Genomic DNA, 23,754 nt, shown 5'->3' with positions numbered 1-23,754 from the left:
GATAAAAATATGTCTATAAAATTAGGGGATATAGCTCCCAACTTCCAGGCGAAAACATCCCAAGGAGATATCGACTTTTACGAATTCTTAGGTGACAGCTGGGCTGTTTTGTTTTCTCACCCCGCAGATTATACCCCCGTTTGTACTACTGAATTAGGTGCAACAGCTGCTTTTCAAAGTGAATTTGCAAAACGTGGTGTAAAAGTATTAGCATTAAGTGTAGATGGTGTTGAAAGCCACAAAGGTTGGATTAGCGATATCAACGAAACACAAAACGTAAACGTACAGTTTCCAATTATAGCTGATGAAGATCGTAAAGTTTCTAACTTGTATGACTTTATTCACCCCAACGCAATTGCAACTGCAACAGTGCGTTCATTGTTAATCATTGGCCCAGATAAAAAAGTAAAATTAATCATTACCTATCCTGCATCTACCGGAAGAAATTTCGTAGAAGTATTGCGTGTGATTGACTCTTTGCAATTGACCGCCAATCAAGGATTTTCTACACCTGCAGATTGGAAGCAAGGTGAAGATGTGGTAATTTCTCCTGCAATATCTACAGAAGATGCAAAGGCAAAATTTCCAAAAGGCGTAAGAGAAGTAAAACCATATTTGCGTTTTACACCAGCTCCATAAAATATTAAATGAGTATTATAATCAAAGTATTGTACTCAATTTAAATAAAGGTTTTCTTAGTTAGTTATTACATTGTACTTACGGCCCCGATTTCTATCGGGGCTTTTGTTTTGCGATAAATTTCAGAAGAGTCTTCCTGTAGGGGACATGTAAAATTCGATGAACGTTGATTACTAATGCAAGCCTTTCTTCAACTTATTGCCGTCATTATGTAGCATCTGCAAGACAATTCCCTCCTATCAGAGATAATAAGAACGCATTACAGAATTAAAAGTCTTATACCCTAATAGTTAATTATTTTTTCTTAACTGCTCCAATGTGGCTGTAAAGTCTTTAGATAAGGGCGCTTCCAAAACGAATTGTTCACCCAATAACTCAAACTGCATTTTGGAGGAATGCAGAGCCAGCCTACCCATAATTGGGCGTTCCTCCCATTGATCCTTGGAAAGATTGTATTTCTTTTTGATGGCCGAAAGATAGATACCGCGGCCGTCTCCATATAATTCATCACCCACAATGGACTGTCCAAGATATTGTGCATGGATTCTTATCTGATGCGTTCTGCCTGTATGGATCTGAAATCGCACTAATGAATAATTTTTAAATATCTCAATCGTTTCATAATCGGTAACAGAGAGTTTGCCTTTGCTATGCGCCAACATCCTACCATCCTTTGCCGGGTGTTCCATAATGGGCACGTTCACGGTTCCTGAAGCGGGACGCAAAGTTCCATGTACAATGCCCACGTATACTTTTTCAATTGCACGATCTTGAAAAAGTTGCGACAACTGTTTATGAGTTTCACTGTTTTTAGCAAAAAGGATCAAGCCACTGGTATGTTTGTCTAAACGATGAACTGTGAAAATTTCACCATATTTCTGTTTCAAAAAATCTTTTAACGAAGGCTCTGATTGCTTACGATCCGGTACGCTCAGCATTCCCGAAGGTTTAGCTATAGCGATAAAATTCTCGTTTTCAAATACAATGTTCAATTTCATTCAAATCTATTATCTGTTTTTCTATCTATTTGTTTTGCCAACACTTAATCTGTACGGCCTGCATAATAAAGACCATAATGGCTAATATTGCCATCTGGGCGGCAAAGCTGTACCCATATTTATTGGCATTAAAACACCGGCCTGCACAAAAAATATAGGCTGGTAAAGCCAAATGACGCGCGTCAAAATAACGGGCCCTCCTACCCATTCTCAATGAGAAACCTTAAACAACTTTTTATGCTACGTTTAAACCGGACAATCTTTAAAGTTTTTCTTTTCGAATGGCTCTTTTTGTTACTACTTTTTTATTAGCGATCGGCCTTTTTGTTTCCTTCGTTTTTTTTGTATTAGCTCTGTAGTTAACTTCCTTTGTATCTCTCGTTATTTTTGTCTCCTTCGTTTTTTTTGTATTCGTTCTATACTTAACTTCCTTTGTATAATCTTTTGCGCCATTTGTCTCATCCGTTCTCGTTACATTCTGGGCATTTTTTGTTTGTGAAGCATTCATGTGCTTCAATAAACGAATTTCTTTTTCAGCCATGTAACGCCATTTACCACGATCTACATTTTTCTTAGTGAGATTGGCAAACATTACGCGATCCAATTTTTTTACCTCATAGCCCAAATGCTCAAAAATTCGACGCACGATACGATTCTTACCGCTGTGTATTTCAATGCCAACAATACTTTTGTCTTTTGCATCGGTATAGCCAATAGCGTCTGCTTTTATCTCACCATCTTCCAGAACTAATCCAGTCGCAATAGCTTCGGCGTCTTTCTTTGCCAATGGTTTGTCTAAAGATGCCTCATATATTTTCTTTATCTGAAAAGAAGGATGAGTTAATTTCTGAGCCAGTTCTCCATCGTTTGTAAGCAATAAAACGCCGGTAGTATTTCTATCCAATCGGCCCACGGGGTATACTCTGTCCGTATCTACTCCCTTTAAAAGGTCTATGACAGTTTTGCGTCCTTTTTCATCTTTAGTGGTCGTAATATGATCTTTTGGTTTATTCATCAAAATATAAACCAGCTTCCTTTGTAACTCTAACTTTTTGCCTTTGAGTTTAATAGTATCCTTTTCCGAAACCTTAAAAGCAGGTTCAAAAACCACGTCACCATTTACCTGAGCAAATCCTTCTTTCACCAACTCTGCCGCTTCTCTTCTGCCACAAATACCGGCATGTGCAATAAATTTATTCAAAGGCATTGCTTCGGAAGAACCTTTTTTTTCCTCAACAAAACGTTCATTTTTGACACCGTAATTTTTCGTCTTTGAAGCGGCCGATTTTAAATCAAGTGGATGTGCAGTATTGGTTGGCGCAGCACCGACTGTCTTATTTTGTTTCCGATAATATCCATCTGGGCGATTATAAGGTTTTCCAAACTTATTTTTGCCACCAAAAGGGAGTTCATCGGGCTTTTCTCCACGCAATTTTTCCGCTTTAATTCGGCGCATTTCATTACCAGCCTTACGCATTTCAGCTTTCGCTTTCCTTTTTTCCTGTCGATACTCCTCCTTAACCTTTGCATTAGATTTAGGGTTAATATATTTATCAAAAGCTTCTTTGCCCATCTTTATATTTTTTTGAAAGTTTGAATGTTGAAGAATTAAAACCTAATTCATTCATTTTTAACAAGTAATAATTAATAACTCAATTTAATTGTCAATAAAAAAATTTAACCTTTGTTAGCTAATTGACCGCAAGCCGCATCGATGTCCTTTCCCCTACTGCGACGAAGACGCGCATTTACTTTATTCTTTTCCAAATAGTTCATAAACTCTTCAACTCTGTCTTCCGACGGTTTTGCAAATTTGCTATCATCGATTGGATTATATTCAATAATATTAACCAATTCAGCTGGCACGCGGCGATATAATTTTACCAAATCCTCCGCATCCTTTAGGCTCTCATTAAAATTCTGAAAGAGTATGTATTCAAAGGTTACGTGTTGCTTGGTTTTTTTGTAATAATAATTCAAAGCATCTGTAAGTGCGCCAATATTATTCGTTTCGTTGATGGGCATTATCTCATTGCGTTTCTTATCGGTTGCGGCGTGTAAAGAGAGTGCCAGTTTAAATTTGGCTCCATCATCTGCCAATTTTGTAATCATTTTAGCAACTCCAGCCGTAGAAACAGTAATACGCTTTGGGCTCATGCCCAAACCATCCGTGGCTGAAATTCTTTCGATAGCCTTCATCATGTTGGCATAATTGAGCAAAGGCTCTCCCATACCCATAAAAACGATATTGGTCAACTTTTGTTGATAAGTATCCAGACTTTGTTTATTGATAATCGCCACCTGGTCATAAATTTCATCGAATGTCAAATTACGTTTACGTTCCATATATCCGGTCGCACAAAATTTACAGGTAAGACTGCAACCGATTTGCGAAGAAACGCAAGCGGTTTTTCTTTCTTCCGTTGGAATGAGTACACCTTCCACCAAATGCTTATCAAAAGTGCGGAAGCGGCTTTTTATAGTGCCATCTATACTATTTTGAACGGCATCGATGGATAAGGCGGGCAGTGAAAAAGATTGACTTAGGTGTCCTCTTAGTTCTTTTCCCAAATTAGACATGTCGTCAAAACTACGGGCATATTTTTGCCAAATCCACTCATATACTTGCTTAGCGCGAAATTTCTTCTCGCCTATTTCTAAAAAATACGCTTCTAATTCTGCCAATGTAAAATGGCGTATATTTTTCTTTTCCAATTGGTTCATCCTACAAAGGTAGGTTGATGTTCTGATAATTTTGCATTTAATGAAGGAAGAGCAAGCCTTGGCCATTATTGCAACTTTAAATGACACGTAAATTTCGGCCTATAATCACTTTTCTACCTTATTAAATTATTTTACCTTTGTGGTATGAAAAGCGAAAATCTTTTTATGGAAAGTATAAAACCACAGCAAGAAGCAGAAAATGATGTTTTGGTAGCGACAACGTGGCCCATGCAATTGATCGTATGGAATGATGAAGTAAATACTTTTGAATGGGTAATAGCAACCTTGATAGATGTATGTAATCACTCACAAGAGCAAGCAGAACAATGCGCTTATATTATCCACACGAAAGGAAAATATACGGTAAAGAAAGGTGATTACGAGATTTTGCGGCCTATGTGCGATGATATTATAGACCGTGGTATCAATGCCACCGTAGAAGCAACGGTTTGCTAATCCTTTATCTAACTTCCTTATTTTGCCTCTACATATTTTATCCAAAAAACTTTGGTTTCCACCGGTGGAGGAGGCACTCAGCGACGGACTACTCGCTATGGGTGGTGACCTTTCCCAGCAACGACTTTTATTAGCCTATCGCAACGGAATCTTTCCTTGGTATGAAGAAGATATTCCTCTTTGGTGGGCTCCCAATCCCAGATTTGTACTTTTTCCGCAAAAGTTAAAGGTGAGTAAAAGTATGCGTAGCCTCATAAAAAAAGACGCATTTCGCTTCACTTATAATCAGAACTTCCAGGAAGTAATACAACACTGTCAAAAAGTAAATCGCCCAGATCAGGACGGCACCTGGATTACGGATGATGTAAAAAACGCATATATCCATCTTCACAAAAACGGATACGCCTTTAGTGGCGAAGCTTGGCAAAAGGGTGAACTAGTGGGTGGATTATATGGTGTAAAAATAGGTAAAGTTTTCTTTGGTGAAAGTATGTTCAGCAAAGTATCCAATGCCAGTAAATTTGCTTTTATACGGATGGTACAGCAATTAATTGAACAAGATATTTCACTTATAGATTGTCAGGTATATACGGTACATCTTGAAAGCCTTGGGGCTGAAATGATTGACAGGAAGGAGTTTCAGCTCATTCTAAAGGATTTAATTCCCCTCGCCGATTAATCTTCTTTCAATTTTATTTTAGGCAGAAAAGCCATCAAAAACATCAAGATAGAAGAAATAATCACCAAATAAATACCTATTTTTTTTTCCGGACAATCGCCTGCGGAACAGGTGGACATCAATAAATAATTGCGCATCGCCCAGGCAAAATTTAAAGCCATCACGACCAGATTTATTCGTTTGCTCCAAACTTTCGGAATAGAAAAGAATAAAATACTAAATACTGCAAAGAAAATATGCATATATCCCGGTTTCCCTAATACAGTTCCTGTGGTTTCCATGCCAGATATTACTATATTTTTACTCGCTATACTGCACCAAGGTAAAAAGCATGCTACAATAAGTAAAAATGAAAAAGCAATACCTAAGGTTTGAGAGTATTTCATTCAAAAATGATTTTTTAGAATCGCAAATCTAATTAAAAAAACAAACGTAAAACTTTTAACTACATTTACAACCTATTTTTATAAGATGATTAAAAACAGTTTCTATATTTTATTGGCTGGTTGCAGTTTCGGAATACTCTCGACGATTGTAAAAATTGAATATGGCAAAGGATACACTTTGGGTGATATCTCGGGCGCACAGGCGTTGTTTGGTGCCATTATTTTATGGTTGTTTTTTATTGTCATGTACAAAAAAGCTACTAAAGATAAATCGCCAGCTGCGCCCAGAGAAAAAAACAGTATTGCAAAATTATTAGCTACGGGTGCCGTATCAGGATTGATAAGCATTTGCTATTACAAATGTGTTCATCTTATTCCTGCCTCCATTGCGATCATACTTTTAATGCAATATACTTGGATGAGCATGCTGATAGAAAAACTATTCTTCAAATCATCTATGAATAAGAAACAAATCCTTTGTGTCGGATTAATTTTAATTGGGACTATACTCGCAGCGGGGTTGCTTAAAGATAAAGAAGGCATACACCCTTTGCCAATTGAAGGTATTGTTTACGGACTTCTGGGTGGCTTATTTTACGCAATATTTATCATCGCTAATGGCAGAGTGGGTAATCATTTTACTTCGTTAAAAAAAAGTTCAATCATCAGTATTGGCATGTGTATAATGGTATTTGCTATTTTCCCACCTAGTTTTATTTGGAATGGAACTTTCAGCAATGTAATGCAATGGGGGTTCCCCTTGGCTATTTTCGGCACAGTGTTACCACCTATATTATTTGCCATCGCCATTCCTAGAATTGGAATTCCTTTAAGTAGTATTTTAAGTTCTGTTGAATTACCAACGGCAGTAATTCTTGCTTATTTTATCCTAAAAGAAGACGTAGACTATGTGCAAGTAATTGGAATACTGCTCATTCTTTCATCAATAGTCATCATTAATGTAAAAGACAGGTCTATGGCTACAATGGATCTACGTCGGGCAGAATAGTAACACGGGCATATCTCTTGTTCGATTGTAGTATGATTATCTGTTGCACAATTTGCCGTCTGCAAAATGCAATAATTTTAGAATCCTTTGGCATTTTCATTAAGAGCTCACACAAATATTGACCCCGCACGCGGTTCACTAACGGCTCAGCGGGACCTACAACTTCTATTTGCTTATTCTTCGCTAGTGCGGCTCCCATAATTGTTGCCGCCTCTTCCGCAATATGCTGCTCTTTATGTTTAAAAGTTATTTTAATAAGACGGGAAAATGGCGGATAAGCGAACTGTCTTCGACTTTCTATTTCATAATTGTACAATGCTTTGTAATCGTGCATTTTCACAAACTGCAAAACCGGATGATTAAGATTCGAAACCTGCACCAAAACTTTCCCTTTTCCATCTTTACGACCCGCTCTTCCACTTACTTGTTCCATTAATTGAAAAGCGCGTTCGTTGACTCTAAAGTCCGGGAAGTTCAACATGCCATCTGCATCTAAAATACCCACTAAACTTACATGTTCAAAGTCTAAACCTTTCACCACCATTTGGGTACCAATAAGGATATCAATTTTTTGTTGCTCAAAAATTTTTATCAATGCATCGTGGCTGTATTTTCCACGCAAACTATCATAGTCCATGCGTGCTATATTTGACTCCAGAAATATTTCTGAAACAGCTTCTTCTATTTGCTCGGTACCAAATTTCTTTCGTACAAAATTGTGACTACCACAGGCAATACAAGTATTTACTACCGGATAATCGGTGCCACAATAATGACAACTTAATCTGTTTTTGCTTTTATGATAAGTGAGTGAAACAGCACAATTCTCACATTGTGGAATCCAACCACAGGTATTACAAATTTGATAAGGTGAATAGCCACGTCTGTTCTGGAAAAGAATGATTTGTTTTTTCTTTTCTAATGTCTGTTGCATGAGTGTTTGCAAAGCAGGCGACAACAAAATAGGTGCACCATTTTCTTTGGGAAGATGTGTAATATCTTCTAAAATAATTTCCGGCATGGCCACATTTTCGAAACGTTCCATCAACTCGACCAACCCATATTTATTGTTTTTGCAATTAAAATAGGTTTCTATCGAAGGTGTTGCGCTTCCCAACAGAACTTTCGCATCTTGAAATAATGATGCGCAAAAAATTGCGGTATCTCTTGCGTTATAGCGTGGCGCTGGCTCCTGCTGTTTGTACGACAGGTCGTGTTCTTCGTCGACAATAATTAATCCTAAATTTTGAAAAGGCAGCAATAAAGATGAGCGTGCCCCTAACACAATTTTTATATCGCCGGATTTTACTTTATTCCAAAGTTCCACCCTTTCATTAGGATTAAATTTAGAATGATAAACAGCGATATAACCACCAAAATGATGCTGTATACGACGAATAACCTGTGCAGTGAGCGCAATCTCCGGTAACATAAACAGAGCCTGTTTGCCCTGTCGTAATTGCGCTTCTATCAATCTGATATACAATTGTGTTTTGCCACTGGCCGTGACACCGTGCAATAAACAAACATTTTTTTCTTTGAATACATTTTCAATTTCTTCCAAAGCATTTTGTTGCGCAATAGATAACTGAAAATCGATATTTAGTTGCCTGGGTCTTGACTGTATCCGTGTAACAGATCGCTTTTCAGCCAACAGAATATTTTTACAGACCAATGCTTTTAACTGAGCAGCAGTAGCTCCGGATTTTTTTAGCAACTCAGGTTGCCTTACTTCGCCCTCCGTCTTTTGTAAATGTAGAAAAGCCAACAGCAATTCCATTTGTTTGGGTGCACCACTCCATTGATTCAACAATAATTCCAGTTTCTCTTCTTTGTAATAATTTGGATGAAGCGTTACAAAAATTTCTTTTCTCTCTTTATATTTTTGCTTCAATTCTTCCCAAATAAAACATACTTGTTTTTCGATCAACCTTTTTATAACAGGATAAACATGTGCTGCGTCCAATATCTGTTGCACTTCAGATAAGCGTAATTCTTTTTTTAGCTGTAACGCTTCAGAAACTAAAAACTCCTCATCATCAAAGCCGTTATATTCTTCATCAAAGGCGTCGTTCCAAATCAAAACACTCTCGCTGGATAATTTAAAATTAGAAGGCACAGCAGCTTGCATGACATCCCCTTCCGTACATAGGTAATATTGTGCCATCCATTGCCAGAGTTTCAACTGTTTTTCATACAACAATGGCTCAGCATCCAACACATTTAATATAGGCTTGGGATCAAATCCTTGTGGCTTTTGTTCGAAAATACGCTTTACGATACCGGTGTATTTTTTATTGCGCAAGGCTACCTCTACACGAATACCGGGCACTACCGCCTGCTGAAACTCAAGTGGAATTTGCCAAGTATAATTTTGAGGCAAAAATAAAGGCACAATTACTTCCGCGTAAACAGTTTCTTCTCCATTCCTAAAATCTATATTTATTTCGTCGATACTCATCAGTGGCGAAGATAATTATAATAATGTCAGAAGGCGGCAAGCAGGTTATTTTAAATTTTACAGCTTGAGAGAAGCGTTCTTTAAGGGCGACATTTCATTTTCCTTTGAAATACTCAATGTAAGAAAAGTATGGTTTTAGAAAAGCATGATGGAGATTTGGACCAAAATCCTTAGATCCCGCTTAATCTTATGCTGCGATCAATACAAAGGAATCGAAAATATTTATAAAATAAAATCATTATTAAATGTCGGTTGGGCAGCCCCTATAAAAAAAGATGTGATTGGTAATATTTCTCACCAACCACATCTTTTAGAAGTCACTTATAAGCTTACCCTTCTGAATGATGATTTGATACCATATCAATCATCATCGAAATTTCATCAACTGCAGCTTCATTACTACCGTCAAACCCGGTTAACTGAAACCTAATGTTCCCTTTGGGATCAATAATAAATTTAGCCGGAATACCTTTTACACCAAAGCTACTTACAACCTTGTTTATTTTTGTTCTAGGGTCCTTCAAATCCATCAGTACTTCAAAATCATAATGCTTACTTTCAATAAATGCTTTTGCCTCTGCAATTGCATTATCATCTTTTTCCCAAGTATGAATAAATAAGAATTTTACGTTAGGATTATTTTTATATTTATGCTGTGCCATTTCCATTGCAGGAAAAGACTTTTTGCAAGGGCCGCACCAAGTTGCCCAAAAATCTAACACCACCGTTTTCCCCAGGTACTGTTTAAGAGAAACCTCTTTGCCATTAATATCTGTAAGTGTGAATTGCGGAGCAGGCTTATCCATTATTTCCTTTTCCAATGTTTGCTTGAGGTTGTCTAGTGTTTGTTTTCTAATAGAAGCCAATTGATCAGTAAGCCCCTTGTCGCTTCCCTTAACTATGAGGTAAAGCTTTTTATAAGTCTCTATCATTTCGGGAGTAGCTTTGCCTGTACTGAGTACCTGCGTCATTTTATCAAATGCTTCTTGATTGCGATTAAGATGCATAAACAACTTTGCAAAGGTATAATTTGCGTCTATGCCGACTTGCCCCGCTTGCAACCTATAAATTTTGTTCATCAGATCTAAAGCTTGATCATATTTCTTTTCTTCGTAATAAATATTGGCCAAAGTGTTACAAATACCATTATAACCTGACGCGGCAAATTTGCCTGCATTATCGGTAGCATTTAAAAACGGTTCAACGCTCGTCATTGCTTTGTTTTCATAAAATTCGGCATTTGTCAAATCCCCATTTTTATAGAAAGCCCCCGAAATACCCGAATATGCATTTCCTTTCCAAAAATCTTCTTTTAAAGAATCACTATATTGTTTCACTTTACTGGAGTTTTTATCCTGAGCGAATAACTCGGCAATGTATGAACTTACATAGTCATACTCAATATAACCGTGATCCTCAGCTGAGAAATTTGCAGTCGGATATTTAGCTATCCATTTTTTATAGAGCGCCTCCGCTTTCGAAGCATCTTTTTCGTCAAATATGACTTGGGCATCTTTATTTCTTGCTGCAATTCCATTTGGAAATTTTATCAACTCTACTTTTTGCAAAGAATCCGTCTTACTTACAAGATTTAATTGATAATACATCTGCTGCGCCAATCTCAAATCTGTTTCTTTATTACTCGCCGCAAGCGCTTCAAGCTTATTGTTAAGTATTACTTTGTCTTGTGGCTTATCTGAAGCTATTAGCTCATTTAAATATTTTGCCGTCGTATCTTTAACGTGTTGCGCATTGACCACACTTAAACATGAAAAGATTGTCAACAACAAAAGAGGTGTTTTTACTAATCCAATACTTTTCTTCATTTTTTTATTTTTCGATTAAACAATATTTTTAATTACCATTTGCCAAAACAGAAAGAATAAGTTCATAAAAAGAAGGAATTCTTCGTGTATGTCGGCTAATTCAACAATTCATTTAATTTATTCTGCAAATCTTCGCCCCGCAAATTCTTGGCTATTACTTTTCCAGCTTTGTCTAAAAGGAAATTTGTAGGAACTATTTTGACGCCAAATTCAATAGCGGCTGCATTATTCCACCCCTTTAAATCACATAACTGTGTCCATTGCAAACCGTCATGGTGGATTGCATTTAACCAAGCCTTCTTATTATTGTCTAAAGAAACTCCCACAACCGCAAAGCCCAGCTTATGATACTTTTTATAGGCGGCTAAGACATTCGGATTTTCCGCTCTACAAGGTCCGCACCAACTTGCCCAGAAATCAACCAACACATATTGGCCTCTATAGTCTTTTAGATTAACTGTTTTACCGCAGGTATCCATTTGAGAAAATGTGGGTGAGCTCCCAATTGCAGTCCGGTCAGCTATTTCAATTGCCGTGGAAAGCTTTTTACCATAAAAAGAATTTCTAACCTCGGGTGTTACCAGAGCAAATAACATATCTGCCTGCTTAAATTCGAAGTAATTTATAAAATGATCAATTATAAAGAAAGGACACACCACTGAATTTTGATGACTTAGTACATATTCTTTATGCATTTTTAAATCATAATCTTGTAATTTGTCTAAAGCATTTTGTATGGTTACCTTGTCTGTACTATCTAATTTCCCGTTACTTGCTTTGTGCAATGAATCGGATAAGTGATAGTAAGGCGCTGCGCTCATAGAAATCTTGTGAAATACCTTGAGGTAATCTTCCCAATTTTTAGTTTCAGGCGATCCCTTAATCATCGCATTTTGCAAAGAATCTTTATTGAGTGCAAGACTAATATTTTTGCTTTCCAAAAAAAAAGATACTCTTTGCATATCATCTCCAAATGTGAGATAAGCAAATACAGGATTATTTATTTTACCTTCAAAGGTGAAGTTACCATCTACTGTTTTTGTTGAATCTAATATATGTCCATCGTTAGCAGTTAAAATAACTTTACCACTGGGGAAATGTTCAATGTGTCCCTTTATTCTAAAATCTTTTCGTGGCGCAAAGGTCTTGGACGGCATTAAAAAGCAAGCGACTGTAATAATTCTTTTTATATAATTCATTTAAATTTTATTTTTTATTTAATTATAACCTTCATTTTGCGTCAAATGCGTATTAGTAAGTCTTTGATCTGAGGGAATAGGATAGAGAATATCTGTGTGCGCCCAATTAGATTTTATTCCCGACAAAACATCATCCGCTCTAGTCAATTTTGTGTTACCTGAAATGCTGGGCGTTCGTTTTAGATCGAACCATCTATTGCCCCATTCACCAAATAATTCCACTTTTCTTTCTTGTTCAACTGCTAACAAGACTTGGGCTTTTGTCAGCAATGGATTTAAAGAATTAAGGCCTGCACGATTGCGAATAATATCCAAATCACTAATAGCACCGGAAAGATCATTTTGCTCTGCTCTTGCTTCTGCTCTAATCAAATATTGTTCAGCTAACCGAAACACAACATTGTATTCATTTCCTGTACCAGAACGATCTTTGTATTTATAATCATAGTAATACGCTTTACCTCCGATGGTATCCGTCATTGTCCAATCCTTTTTACGCAAATCGTTTGGCTCAAATGAACTATATAAAGTGTCATATAGAATATAATTTGGCAAAACACCTTTGGGTGCTAAAAAATTGCTGCCAAAAGTCGAGATGCCTGTAGAATTTGCAATTTGCCAAATTATCTCGTTACTGGAATTGGTAAATGTGTTATTTAGATCGGTATTTAAATTATAAACACCTGAAGAAATAATGCTGTCGCAATACTGCTCCGCAGATGCCCAATTTCTGTTGTACAAATAAGCTTTTGCCAGTAGTGCCATTGCAGTATATTTATTAATTCTCGCCCTTTGCGCAGTTGGATAATTCTGAGTCAAAAGACTGTCCGCACTTTTTAAATCTGCCATTATTTGCGCCCAAACTATTGTTTCACTGGTTCTGGGCATTACAGCGTTAGCGGCGATATCTGTCGTTAATTCAAGAGGAACATCCCCATAAAAATTAACCAGATAAAAATTCATAAAAGCCCGCCAAGTTAAAGCTTCACCCAATAATTGATTTTTAACAGAAGGTGTCAATGCCGTAGAGCCACTTAATCCTGTTATAGCCAAATTAATCTGGTATAGTTCTGAATAAGAGCCGGCCCAAAAATTATTTGAATTAATAGAATTATTGGGCAATATAGCATTGCTTGAAAACTGATCATAGTTGATTGAGCTGGTTGAGTAATGGATATCATCTGCTGAGGACCCAACTACTCCCGAAAAGTAGAGGCTTAAGGAATTGTTATAGAGCCCTATTACGGCGCTAGTTGCCGAAGCGTCAGATTGAAAAGCTTCTTTTACACCAATTTGAGTGGTTGGAGCACCTAGGTCAACAAATTTAGAACAAGAAGACAAAGAAATTAAAATCATCGTTAATAAGAAGACGCTGATTTTATCTTTATTGAATAATTTCAAATTTATCATGTTTGTAATTTTTAAAATGAAACATTAATTCCCAGTACAAGTGTTCTAAGTGGCGGAACAGCCGCATATTGTCCGGTCCCTAAGCCCGGAGGACCACCAGGCACATTCGTTTCTGGATCAAACTGATATTTATTTTTATTAAGAGTAAGTAGGTTTTGCCCTTCTGCATACAATCGCAATGCACTCAAGTCAAGGCGTTTTAATAAATTTTTATTCAATGAATACGAAAAAGACGCAGAACGTATCTTTAACCAAGAGGCGTCACCCCAGAAGGCATCAGACCCACCATAATAATAGCCATAAGCATTCGCAATAGGAGTACCCGCATTGGCAGATGCAGCAGGATATAACGTATTTACATCCCCTGGTTTTTGCCACCTGTTTAAAACTGCAGCGTTGAGATTGGTCATACCTGTTCCAATCGGCGAATAAGAAATGCTATTGGTAAAGCCATTCTGGTGTTGAAATTGCACAAATACACTTAACGACCAATTTTTATACGTAAAATCGTTACTTAAACCACCATAGTATGGATGGCCAATCGGGGCAATAATTCTATCGGTATTATAGTCTGGCATACCTGTTCCACTTTTTGTTGCATATTGGGGATAGCCGGTTTGCGGATCAATACCTGTATAGTGATACAGCCTTGTAAGATTTATGGGTTGCCCTATTACATAAGAACTGCTATAAAAAGAACTTGCTAAACCGGGAAAACTCAACAGTTTATTCCTAGCTATGGTAATATTTAAAGAGGTATTCCATTGAAAGTTTTTTGAAACAATATTTTTTGTATTAAAAGTCAACTCAAACCCTTTGTTTTGGATTACCGCAGGAATATTTGCCAAATAGGAATTAAACCCCGTTTGAGTAGGCAAGCTGAGATAGGTCAACTGGTTGCCCGACCTGTCTCTATAATAACTTCCAGTAAATAAAATTCTATCTTTTAAAAATCCTAATTCTAAAGCAAACTCGAGCTTTTTATCGGTTTCCCACTGTATGTCCGGATTGGGTGTATTTGTTCCATGCATTCCTGCCTGACTTTGATAGGGCGTAGAAATCAGAGAATAAAGAGGTAAATAAAGGTAGTCTGGAATTTGGTCGTTACCCGTAAGACCATAACTTCCTCTCAGTTTCCCAAAACTTAAGAAGGAAAGATTGTCTTTTATAAAATTTTCTTCTGAAAATATCCAGCCAGCTCCAACAGCCCAAAAATTACCAAAACGATTATTTGGCCCAAAACGAGACGAACCATCTCTTCTAAATGTGGCATTCATTAAGTATTTACTATCTAAATTATAATTTGCTCTGCCATAAAATGAACCAAACTTGTATTTGGAATAATTTGGATAGTAAGAAGTAATAAGACCTGCACCACTAAGTGAACCCAGCAGTAGGTCTGAACTATAATTGGTGCCTTTTGTTGAATTTGTCTGAGAGATATTTTGTTGAAAGGTTCCGCCTACCAAAGTATTGAATTTGCCTTTTCCAATATTAAAGCTATAATCTGCTGTAGGTTCTATGATCCAGTTCTCAATTTTATTATTTGAGAAGTAAGCACTACTTACCGGATTGTATGCCGGATTTTGTGCGGAAGCCGGTTTCGCGGCTTTTTGGTCTAAGACGATATAGGTATACCCAGAGTTCAGTTTTAAATTTAAACCAGGTATTACCGTATAACGAATCGTGAAATTGCCAATTAGATTAGTGGTGACTCCCCTATTTGGTTGTTCCAAATAAGACAATGGATTTGTAAGCCCTGGGTACCAAATTAATTTTCCTGTACTATCTTTTAATGTAGATGGATAATTGGGGGGTAATGTATAAAGACTGCTTATATCAGAAGAAGGCAGAAAGGAATTCTCATAAGCATAGCTTGTAGAAAAATTAAATCCAAATTTTTTATTCAGGGATTGGTGATCAAGGCTAAATCTAGAGGTGGCCCGACTGTCTTTCCAATTATCGCCAGGATAAACCGTGCCGTCACTTCTGAATGCACCGCTCAATCTATAATGTGTGTATTCATTTCCGCCTGAATAGGAGATTTCTGCATTCGTTGAATGTGCAGTACCTCCTAACAAATATCTTTGCCAATCAGTATAAGCATTTTGATCCCAATCCAATAAATCCTGAGGTCTGGAACTAGCCTTATCCGGCGCGATGCCATCATTTGCAAAAGCTTCTTTTCTCAAAGTCAAATACTGTTGTGTGTTCAGCATTGGAATAAAATGCCCAACTTTGCCTGTACCGGTGTATAGGTTTATATCTACTTTAGGTTTACCTGATTTCCCTTTCTTGGTCGTAATTAGAACTACACCATTAGCTCCCCTTGCACCATAAATAGCTGTCGCATCAGCATCTTTTAAGATAGAAATGCTTTCGATATCATCAGGATTAATGGAGCTGAATGGACTCGTGCCTCCATTTGCACTGCTAATCCCCCAAGCATCAAGATTATCTCTAGGAGGTAGTGCTCCATTAAAATTGGAATAGGGAACACCGTCAATGACATACAATGGAATTGTTCCAGAGTTTAAAGAACCTTGGCCTCTAATTTGAATTTGTGTATTGCTACCTGGTACGCCATTGTTTTGAGTAATTTGTACGCCGGCAACACGCCCGGGCAAAGCGTCCATTACATTTGCGATGGGTTGCTTAGCGATAACGTCTGCACCGATAGTTGCAACAGAGCCTGTGTTAAATCTTTTTGTTGTTTTACCATAGCCAATTAACACCATCTCATCAAGGCTATTTTCAGCGAGATCAAGTGATATATTTATTGTTTGTCGGCCTTTTATTTCTACATGTTTTTCTTTATACCCAATGTAGGAGAAATACAATTCAGCATCAGGAGGAGCATTTTCAATAATATAGTAGCCCTTTGCATTTGTCATTGCACCCAATGGTGTTCCCGGAATTACGACCGATACAGAGGCAATTGGATTACCGTTATTATCAGTCACCTTTCCTGAAACAGTGAATTTTGGAATTTCTAATGGTGTTTTTACGGGAGCTTCATAATCAGGATTCTTCTTGATTACTATATTATTGCCGACAATAATATAGTTTATCGGTTGGTCTTTGAAACATTTGTCTAACACCTCTTTCAGCGGAGCATTGTCTGCTTTAATAGTAACAGGTTTAGCTTCCTTAAGCAATTTCTGATTGTAGAAAAAAACGAATTTTGTTTGGCTTTCTACTACTCGAAAAACGTCTTCTAGAGTTACATTTTTCTTCGAGATAGTCACATTTTGAGCATTTGTTTTTGCGCTAACTTGTAAAATTGTCGCTAATAAAATAATGACAGTTAATTTCATGACATGGAAAACTTTGTGGAGTGATGTATTTTGCGAACAGAATCGCAAAATAACGGATACCTTTTTTCGGTAAGCATTTAAATTCATAGCTTTGTATTGATTGCGTGAATGAAATAGAATGTCCAGAACAGATTTTTTATGAATTCCAAAATCCACCGTTTCGGCCTCGAACCCGAAACGGTTTTTTGTAAAATTCATTTTTTGCATTTTTTATGGCATAACGATTAATGTTTTATTTTGAATTTTAAAATGAATATCACTTGCCTGAAGTATGGCAAGCACCTGAGACAAATTGGTGTTACGTGTAATTTTTCCTCCGAAAACCATTGAAGGTATATTTCCCTCATACTGAATATCTATATTATACCATCTTGCTAACTGCCTCATTACTTCTTTTAAATCGGTATCTTCAAATGAAAATATTCCATTTTTCCAGGCAATGGCCTGTTCTGCATTTACATCGTTAATAGCCATTTTACCATTCTCGATTAATGCTTGTTGCCCAGGTCTTAAAACTTTTTCGTTTACTTTTATAATTCCTTTAATGAGGGTAGCTTTCACAGAAGACTCATTTAAATAAGCATTTACATTAAACTCTGTTCCCAGATCTTCGATTATTTGATTATTTACTTTAACAACAAAGGGCTTAGCCTCGTTATGTTTTACCTGAAAATACGCTTCTCCCGTCATTTCCACGATTCGCTCTTTTCCAGAGAAAACCAACGGATACTTAATAGAGCTTTCTGCATTCAACCAGACATCAGAACCATCTGGTAGTGTCAGATGCCATTCCCTCGCTTTATCGGTTGTTATCGTATTATAGACTACTGCAGAAGACGACCCTACATACTTTAAAGAGTCTCCTTCTTTTATAATTTTAATATTTCCATCCATTATAACGTTACCATTTTTTAAGCTATCCAGCGCCACTTCCCGCCCACTGGAAAGATGCAACACAGCTCCTTGGTGGCCAGGCAAAACATCCGCCTTTACAGTTTCAATTACCTGATTTTTTTTATTTAAATTAAGGTCCGCAAAAATTGTTAGGGAAATGATCAAAATAATACTAGCAGCTGCTGCTAACAGCCACCATTTAAGACGATGGATTGCCTTAGCTTCGATTGGCTGAGGCGGTAATGATTCAATTGATTTTAAAATGGCACTGAGTCTATCTTTATTATAAGGAGCTATATTATCCGAGAAAGATATATTTTCTAACAGCCACTGCCTGGTCGGCTCTTCAGCCCCTCGAATTGCCAATTCTTTTTTTAATTCATATAGCTCTTCCATCGATATTTTATTAGAAGCTAACTGTTCTAATAAATAAAAAAGTTTGTCATTCTCCATAAAAATGATTTCTCATTATATAGACAATTAAGGTAGAGAATTAGACTGGCCGTCCAATATATTTATTAATCTATTATATAAAGAAGCGAAAGAATAATAAGAAAAGATGACGAAATTTGTTCGTGTTGCTGCAAATACTTTTTTACACCTTTTACCGCTTCGGCTAAATGGTATTTAACGGTAAATTTGGAGATATTTAATTCTTTAGCAATTTCATCATTCGACATCCCCTGCTTTCTACTTAAATTAAAAACATTCTTTTGTTGTCTGGGCAATAACTGGATTGCCTTTTCGATAATAGATTCTGTGTCTTTAAGTATAAGGATTTCATCAGAACTTGATGATCTCTGGCTATTAATGTTATTAAATAAATTCTCCAACGACGACTTCTCTGAAAGCTGTTTTTTAATATTATTAATAACTAAGTTTGAAGATATAGTAAGTAAATACGCTCTAAGGTTCTTCACATTTTTTAGTAAACTCCGCTTCTCCCAAACTTTTATAAATACTTGTTGAGTGAGCTCTTCAGCAAAAGACACATCCTTGACCATTTTTAATATAAAATGATGCACCTGGGAATCATATCTATAAAAGATTTCCGTAAATGCATTTTCTGAACCTCCATCCAGAGCAAGCAACAACTGCTCATCTGTATATTGTTGAAATGATGACATTAAGGGATTTAAATATTTATTTACAAAACCAAAATTAAGGTTAATTAGGGTTTTCTTATAAAGTTTCTTAAATTTTAGACAACGAGTGATATAGGTTCAGCTATTGCGCTATTTTTGATTTCGTCTTACATTAACCATTTACTAAAGCAAGTAATGAGAGAACATTTGTGTCAAGCAAATTGCATATCTAAGTCGTCGTAATTATTACGATCCTTTATCAAAGCAGATAAGCGTATTATATGTCAACAATGTTCCAGCATTTAACTATTTTAATAGCCAAGGAACTGAATCAAGTTGAAAAGTTGCGGGATTCTGATTATTAAGTCCAGACCTGCCCCGGCGTTGGCGCTCATTTATTCTTTCGCTCATAATGTGTTCAAGGGAATGTATAAATTAAAATTATTAATCATTCACAATTGTCACTTTAAAAAACTTCGGTAAAAACTTCGAAAACTGCCGTTGAAAAGAGATTAGCAGGGTGCTTGAAAAAATTGACATTGCGTAATTGAAGAATATTATTGAAAACTCTATTATTTTTTTACTTTTAATTCTGATATGTAATCATCATAAGCACTTGGCGTAGTGAACCGCTTTGCTAAAGACCAATGGGCTTCCGGTTTCGCAGACTTATGCTTTGTAACAAAGTCTTATTTGAGTCTCCACCCGCGTAATCGCCAGTCCCTGACGATAGTATTTTTAATCCTTCTTTAAGAATATTCTTTGCAGCGTTTAAACATCTGTCTAAAAGGTATCCATTTTTGCAAGCCCATTCTCTCATTGAGAGATTTAAGGCTTGATGTATCCAATCACATTCACATCAGGTTTTACTTGATACATAGAAATGGTTTACTTTCACAATCCGTTTAGTCTTATTAGGTAGAAAATAGTGCCGGGATGATAATGTTGGTTATTTATCATCCCGGTCTTATTAAATTTTAATTCCGCGATGGCAAAAGTAAAACATTTGCTAGTTTAAACAAATAAGAAATGGTTAATTCTACAAAATCAAAATACATGCTACTTTTTTTCAAAGAATTTTCACCATCAACTATCAATATCTTTACCGATCTTTTTACTGAGTGAAAAGGCAGGATAAACCATCCCTCCCGCTGCCTATTAATCTATCGATCAATTTCCTCACAACTTTCTCACCAATTGCGTTTCGTGATCATTCAGATCGCTCAATTTTTGATAAGTATATTGGTTTGAGATTCAATCAACCTTGGTAAGGCAGGTATAATTCGATGATTTTTATTAACTTGCGCTAGACTATTACCTAAGAAAATCACTATTAAAACCTATTCTCGTATCTAACAAAAAAACAACAATGAAAAACCTAACACTTACTGTGACTAGCATTGCTGTGTCGTTGCTATTCGCAAACCACTCTCACGCACAATTATTTAAAAGAATTAAAGACAAGGTATCCGCCAAAATTGGTGAGAAAACCGATCAGATGATTGACAATGCCTTTTCTGATAAGGGCAATAAAACAGGAGCCAATCAACAAACATCCGTAGCCAATACTGCCTTTTTCGCTCAAGCTGCCAAGTCCTACAATTTTATTCCGGGAAGCAAAATTATTTTTAATGACAATTTTTCTCAAGATTCACTAGGATCAATGGCACATTTATGGAAAACAAGCGGAACGGGGGAAATTGCTTTATTTAAAAATAGAGAAGGACGATGGCTATCACTCAAAGAGTTCACCACTTATAAACTAGAAAATGACAAGCCTTTGCCTACTGATTTTACCATTGAATTTGATATTGCTACACATAGTAATACAAGTGCAAATGATCTGGAAGCATTAAGTTTCGGCTTTGCACATGACAATAATATAAGCAGTTATATTGGGGATGCCTATAACGAAAATGCTATTACGGAAACAGAAATCCATTATTGGAATAAACAAGTTGGCAATTATAGCAGTGATACGAAGGTTGACAATACAATAGATTTCCCATTGGCTGCCTATGCTATCGGTATTATGCACGTCGCGATAAAAGTGAAAGGAGACAATATGCAGGTATATTTAGATAAAGTAAAAGTATTGGATACGCAAATGTTTCTTGCGACCAGCAAAACCAAATACTTCTACATAAGCCCCAGTACAAAGTTGGACAACAGCGCAAAAATTGGCATAAGCAATTTCACGATTGCTGCTTTGTAGATGAAAGTTTTCTATTCTTTGAAATCGGTAAATTGACTTACATTCGCCATCCAATTTTAGACTATGACAGAATTTATTTTACCCATTGCTCAGAAATTAAATATCAAAAAAGAGCAGGCCGAAGCCGTATTGAATTTGTTAGCAGAAGGCAGTACCATACCCTTTATTGCGCGCTATCGTAAAGATAAAACAGGTGCACTGGATGAAGTGCAAATTCAACAGATACAAGACGAAGCTAAATTTTTAAAAGAGTTCACGGATAGAAAAGCCTTTATAGAACATACGATTTCCGAACAAGGAAAGATGACGGAAGATTTACAGTCGAAAATTGACAAAGCTTCCACGCTAACCGAGTTAGAAGATATCTATTTACCTTACAAACCTAAGCGCAAAACAAAAGCACAAACAGCAAGAGAAAATGGCTTAGAGCCATTGGCATTGATTATCTTGGAACAAACGGGAATAGACTTGAACGTTGAAGCTGAAAAATATTTCAACGAAAAGATTACTTCTGTCGATTTAGCTCTACAGGGAGCCCGGGATATTATTTCTGAAACCATCAACGAAGATGCACAAGTGCGTGCGAAAATTAGAAAACTATTTGAAGATGAGGCCTTATTGAAAAGTGAAGTGATTGCAGAAAAAGAAACCGAAGGTGCCAAGTTTAAAGATTATTTCGATTTTTCCGAACCTATTGCGAAAGTGCCTTCGCATAGAGTTCTAGCTGTTTTACGGGGATTTATGGAAGGGTTTCTGCGTATGTCCATAGCCCCGGAAGAAGCGTTTGCCTTAGAGGATTTGGAAGAGATCTATATTAAAAATTCTTTGAACGGTTCGGTCGAACAAGTAAAAAAAGCCATCAAAGACGCCTACCGAAGATTGTTGCAACCGAGTTTGGAAACAGAGTTCCGAACACAGCTTAAACAGAATGCAGATGAAGAAGCCATTAATGTGTTTGCGGAGAACTTGCGCCAACTCTTACTTTCGTCTCCTCTGGGTAGCAAACGCTTGTTGGCTATCGATCCAGGATACAGAACAGGTTGTAAAGTCGTAGTCATTGACGAAACAGGCAAGCTACAAACAACAGCTCTTATTTACGTACACGAAAAAAATCACAAACTTACAGAAGCAGAAAATACTATCAAAGATTTGGTAAGGAGGTTCAATACAGAAGCCTTCGCTATAGGAGACGGCACAGCGGGCAGAGAAACGGAACAGTTTATCAAATCATTAAAATTAGATTTACCTGTATTTATGGTGAATGAAGATGGTGCTTCTATTTACTCTGCATCCGAAATTGCCCGTGAAGAATTTCCCAATGAAGATATTACGATTCGTGGCGCTGTGAGCATCGGAAGAAGATTGATGGATCCATTAGCCGAATTAGTAAAAATAGATCCCAAAAGCATCGGTGTTGGCCAATACCAACACGATGTAAATCAGTTTAGGTTAAAAGAAAGACTGGATCAAACTGTGGTGAGTTGCGTGAATGCGGTAGGTGTAAATTTGAATACGGCGAGCAAACATTTATTGAGTTATGTCAGTGGTATTGGACCTTCATTGGCGGATAATATTGTAAAATACAGAGAAGAGATTGGCAAATTTTCCAACAGAAAACAATTACTAAAAGTAGCGCGTCTGGGGGAAAAAGCTTTTGAACAATGTGCCGGATTTTTACGCGTAAAATCGGGTGAAAATCCTTTGGATGAGAGCGCTTTGCATCCCGAGTCTTACGCCGTGGTTGAAACAATGGCTAAAGATCTATCCGTCGATGTCAGCGAATTAATAGGCAATGAAAAACTGATTAAAGAAATTCCGGTTAAGCAATATATCTCAGAAGAGTTTGGAGCGCTTACTATTAGGGATATTTTGAATGAATTGAAGAAGCCGGGATTGGATCCGCGCAGTGAACTGGAACAATTTGAATATGCCGGTATTTATAAGATTGAAGATGTAAAAGAAGGAATGATTGTGCCCGGCATGGTAACCAACATCACACGATTCGGGGCTTTTGTAGATATTGGCGTGAAGCAGGATGGTTTGGTACACGTCTCTGAAATAGCGCATCAATATATTTCGGACCCAAGTGAAGTTTTAAAATTAAATGATAAAGTGGCGGTAAAAGTCATGGAAGTAGATATAGTGCGTAAGCGGATTGGCTTATCTATAAAACAAGCACAGGAAAAACCCACGCAGGAAAGAAGAAGTACTCAGACCAAAAACAATCATCAACCAGTAAAGAAAGAAGTGGCCAATTTAAATATGAATGATGCGCTTTCTGAGCTAAGAAAGAAGTTTGGTAAGTAATTTTTCTAGTGAATTGACGGGTGCCCGCACTGCCTCACTGGTGGATGCTATCCGTCATTTAATAGTTGACAAAACATTTGTGTATTAGGTCGTTTTCCAAAAATGACCTAATACACAATTCAGTCTACTGGCAGTTGCTAGGTCTTACT

At 36.8% G+C, this 23,754-nt stretch carries 17 protein-coding genes; 6 read left to right on the top strand and 11 right to left on the bottom strand.

What is annotated here, in order from left to right:
• A partial coding sequence (locus ACQR30_RS11130) for a peroxiredoxin (RefSeq protein ID WP_429735048.1) occupies window positions 1-639 on the top strand: 639 nt, incomplete at its 5' end.
• A gap of 290 nt (window positions 640-929) precedes the next feature.
• Here ACQR30_RS11130 and ACQR30_RS11125 read toward each other — a convergent pair.
• The 3 genes from ACQR30_RS11125 to rlmN form a co-directional block, all read right to left on the bottom strand.
• Entirely contained in the window at window positions 930-1,637 is a 708-nt protein-coding gene (locus tag ACQR30_RS11125) for an RluA family pseudouridine synthase (protein ID WP_429735046.1), read from the bottom strand.
• A 262-nt stretch (window positions 1,638-1,899) separates the two neighbouring features.
• Window positions 1,900-3,210 (bottom strand): pseudouridine synthase, encoded by a 1,311-nt coding sequence (locus tag ACQR30_RS11120; protein ID WP_429735043.1) that lies wholly within the window; start codon window positions 3,208-3,210, stop codon window positions 1,900-1,902.
• 104 nt (window positions 3,211-3,314) lie between these two features.
• Window positions 3,315-4,361, bottom strand: a complete 1,047-nt coding sequence (gene rlmN / locus ACQR30_RS11115; protein ID WP_429735041.1) for a 23S rRNA (adenine(2503)-C(2))-methyltransferase RlmN — start codon at window positions 4,359-4,361, stop codon at window positions 3,315-3,317.
• A gap of 165 nt (window positions 4,362-4,526) precedes the next feature.
• Here rlmN and ACQR30_RS11110 point away from each other — a divergent pair, with 165 nt between their 5' ends.
• Entirely contained in the window at window positions 4,527-4,817 is a 291-nt protein-coding gene (locus ACQR30_RS11110) for an ATP-dependent Clp protease adaptor ClpS (protein ID WP_429735039.1), read from the top strand.
• A gap of 22 nt (window positions 4,818-4,839) precedes the next feature.
• The gene (aat, locus tag ACQR30_RS11105; RefSeq protein ID WP_429735037.1) at window positions 4,840-5,496 is read left to right on the top strand and encodes a leucyl/phenylalanyl-tRNA--protein transferase; all 657 of its coding nucleotides are present in this window, start codon (window positions 4,840-4,842) and stop codon (window positions 5,494-5,496) included.
• On the opposite strand, the gene ACQR30_RS11100 is transcribed toward aat, so the two are convergent.
• Window positions 5,493-5,882, bottom strand: coding sequence for a hypothetical protein (locus tag ACQR30_RS11100; protein WP_429735035.1), 390 nt, complete (start codon window positions 5,880-5,882; stop codon window positions 5,493-5,495). The genes aat and ACQR30_RS11100 overlap by 4 nt on opposite strands.
• An 85-nt stretch (window positions 5,883-5,967) precedes the next feature.
• Between ACQR30_RS11100 and ACQR30_RS11095 the strand changes: the two genes are divergently transcribed.
• Window positions 5,968-6,891, top strand: a complete 924-nt coding sequence (locus ACQR30_RS11095; RefSeq protein WP_429735033.1) for an EamA family transporter — start codon at window positions 5,968-5,970, stop codon at window positions 6,889-6,891.
• On the opposite strand, the gene priA is transcribed toward ACQR30_RS11095, so the two are convergent.
• The 7 genes from priA to ACQR30_RS11060 all read right to left on the bottom strand — a co-directional run bounded on the left by priA (window position 6,863) and on the right by ACQR30_RS11060 (window position 19,125).
• A complete protein-coding gene (gene priA / locus ACQR30_RS11090) occupies window positions 6,863-9,352 on the bottom strand; it encodes a replication restart helicase PriA (protein WP_429735031.1) in 2,490 nt (829 codons plus the stop codon). The two genes, ACQR30_RS11095 and priA, sit on opposite strands and share 29 nt — an antisense overlap.
• 329 nt (window positions 9,353-9,681) lie before the next feature.
• Complete coding sequence (locus ACQR30_RS11085) at window positions 9,682-11,178, bottom strand: redoxin domain-containing protein (protein WP_429735029.1); 1,497 nt, start codon at window positions 11,176-11,178, stop codon at window positions 9,682-9,684.
• A gap of 95 nt (window positions 11,179-11,273) precedes the next feature.
• A complete protein-coding gene (locus ACQR30_RS11080; RefSeq protein ID WP_429735027.1) occupies window positions 11,274-12,377 on the bottom strand; it encodes a redoxin domain-containing protein in 1,104 nt (367 codons plus the stop codon).
• 18 nt (window positions 12,378-12,395) lie between these two features.
• On the bottom strand, window positions 12,396-13,787 hold the full coding sequence (locus ACQR30_RS11075) for a RagB/SusD family nutrient uptake outer membrane protein (protein WP_429735025.1): 1,392 nt from the start codon (window positions 13,785-13,787) through the stop codon (window positions 12,396-12,398).
• Between the two features lie 11 nt (window positions 13,788-13,798).
• Window positions 13,799-17,302, bottom strand: a complete 3,504-nt coding sequence (locus ACQR30_RS11070) for a SusC/RagA family TonB-linked outer membrane protein (protein ID WP_429735023.1) — start codon at window positions 17,300-17,302, stop codon at window positions 13,799-13,801.
• Between the two features lie 12 nt (window positions 17,303-17,314).
• Window positions 17,315-18,451, bottom strand: a complete 1,137-nt coding sequence (locus ACQR30_RS11065; RefSeq protein WP_429735021.1) for a FecR family protein — start codon at window positions 18,449-18,451, stop codon at window positions 17,315-17,317.
• A gap of 65 nt (window positions 18,452-18,516) precedes the next feature.
• Window positions 18,517-19,125, bottom strand: coding sequence for an RNA polymerase sigma factor (locus tag ACQR30_RS11060; protein WP_429735019.1), 609 nt, complete (start codon window positions 19,123-19,125; stop codon window positions 18,517-18,519).
• A 1,327-nt stretch (window positions 19,126-20,452) separates the two neighbouring features.
• Between ACQR30_RS11060 and ACQR30_RS11055 the strand changes: the two genes are divergently transcribed.
• Both ACQR30_RS11055 and ACQR30_RS11050 read left to right on the top strand, forming a co-directional pair.
• Window positions 20,453-21,298 (top strand): hypothetical protein, encoded by an 846-nt coding sequence (locus ACQR30_RS11055; RefSeq protein WP_429735017.1) that lies wholly within the window; start codon window positions 20,453-20,455, stop codon window positions 21,296-21,298.
• Between the two features lie 63 nt (window positions 21,299-21,361).
• The gene (locus tag ACQR30_RS11050; RefSeq protein ID WP_429735015.1) at window positions 21,362-23,605 is read left to right on the top strand and encodes a Tex family protein; all 2,244 of its coding nucleotides are present in this window, start codon (window positions 21,362-21,364) and stop codon (window positions 23,603-23,605) included.
• The last annotated feature ends 149 nt before the right edge of the window (window positions 23,606-23,754 follow it).

Origin of the sequence: Arachidicoccus sp. (genome assembly GCF_050436765.1) — a bacterium.
Classification (GTDB): domain Bacteria; phylum Bacteroidota; class Bacteroidia; order Chitinophagales; family Chitinophagaceae; genus Arachidicoccus.
This window is presented reverse-complemented; position numbering and strand designations above follow the sequence as displayed.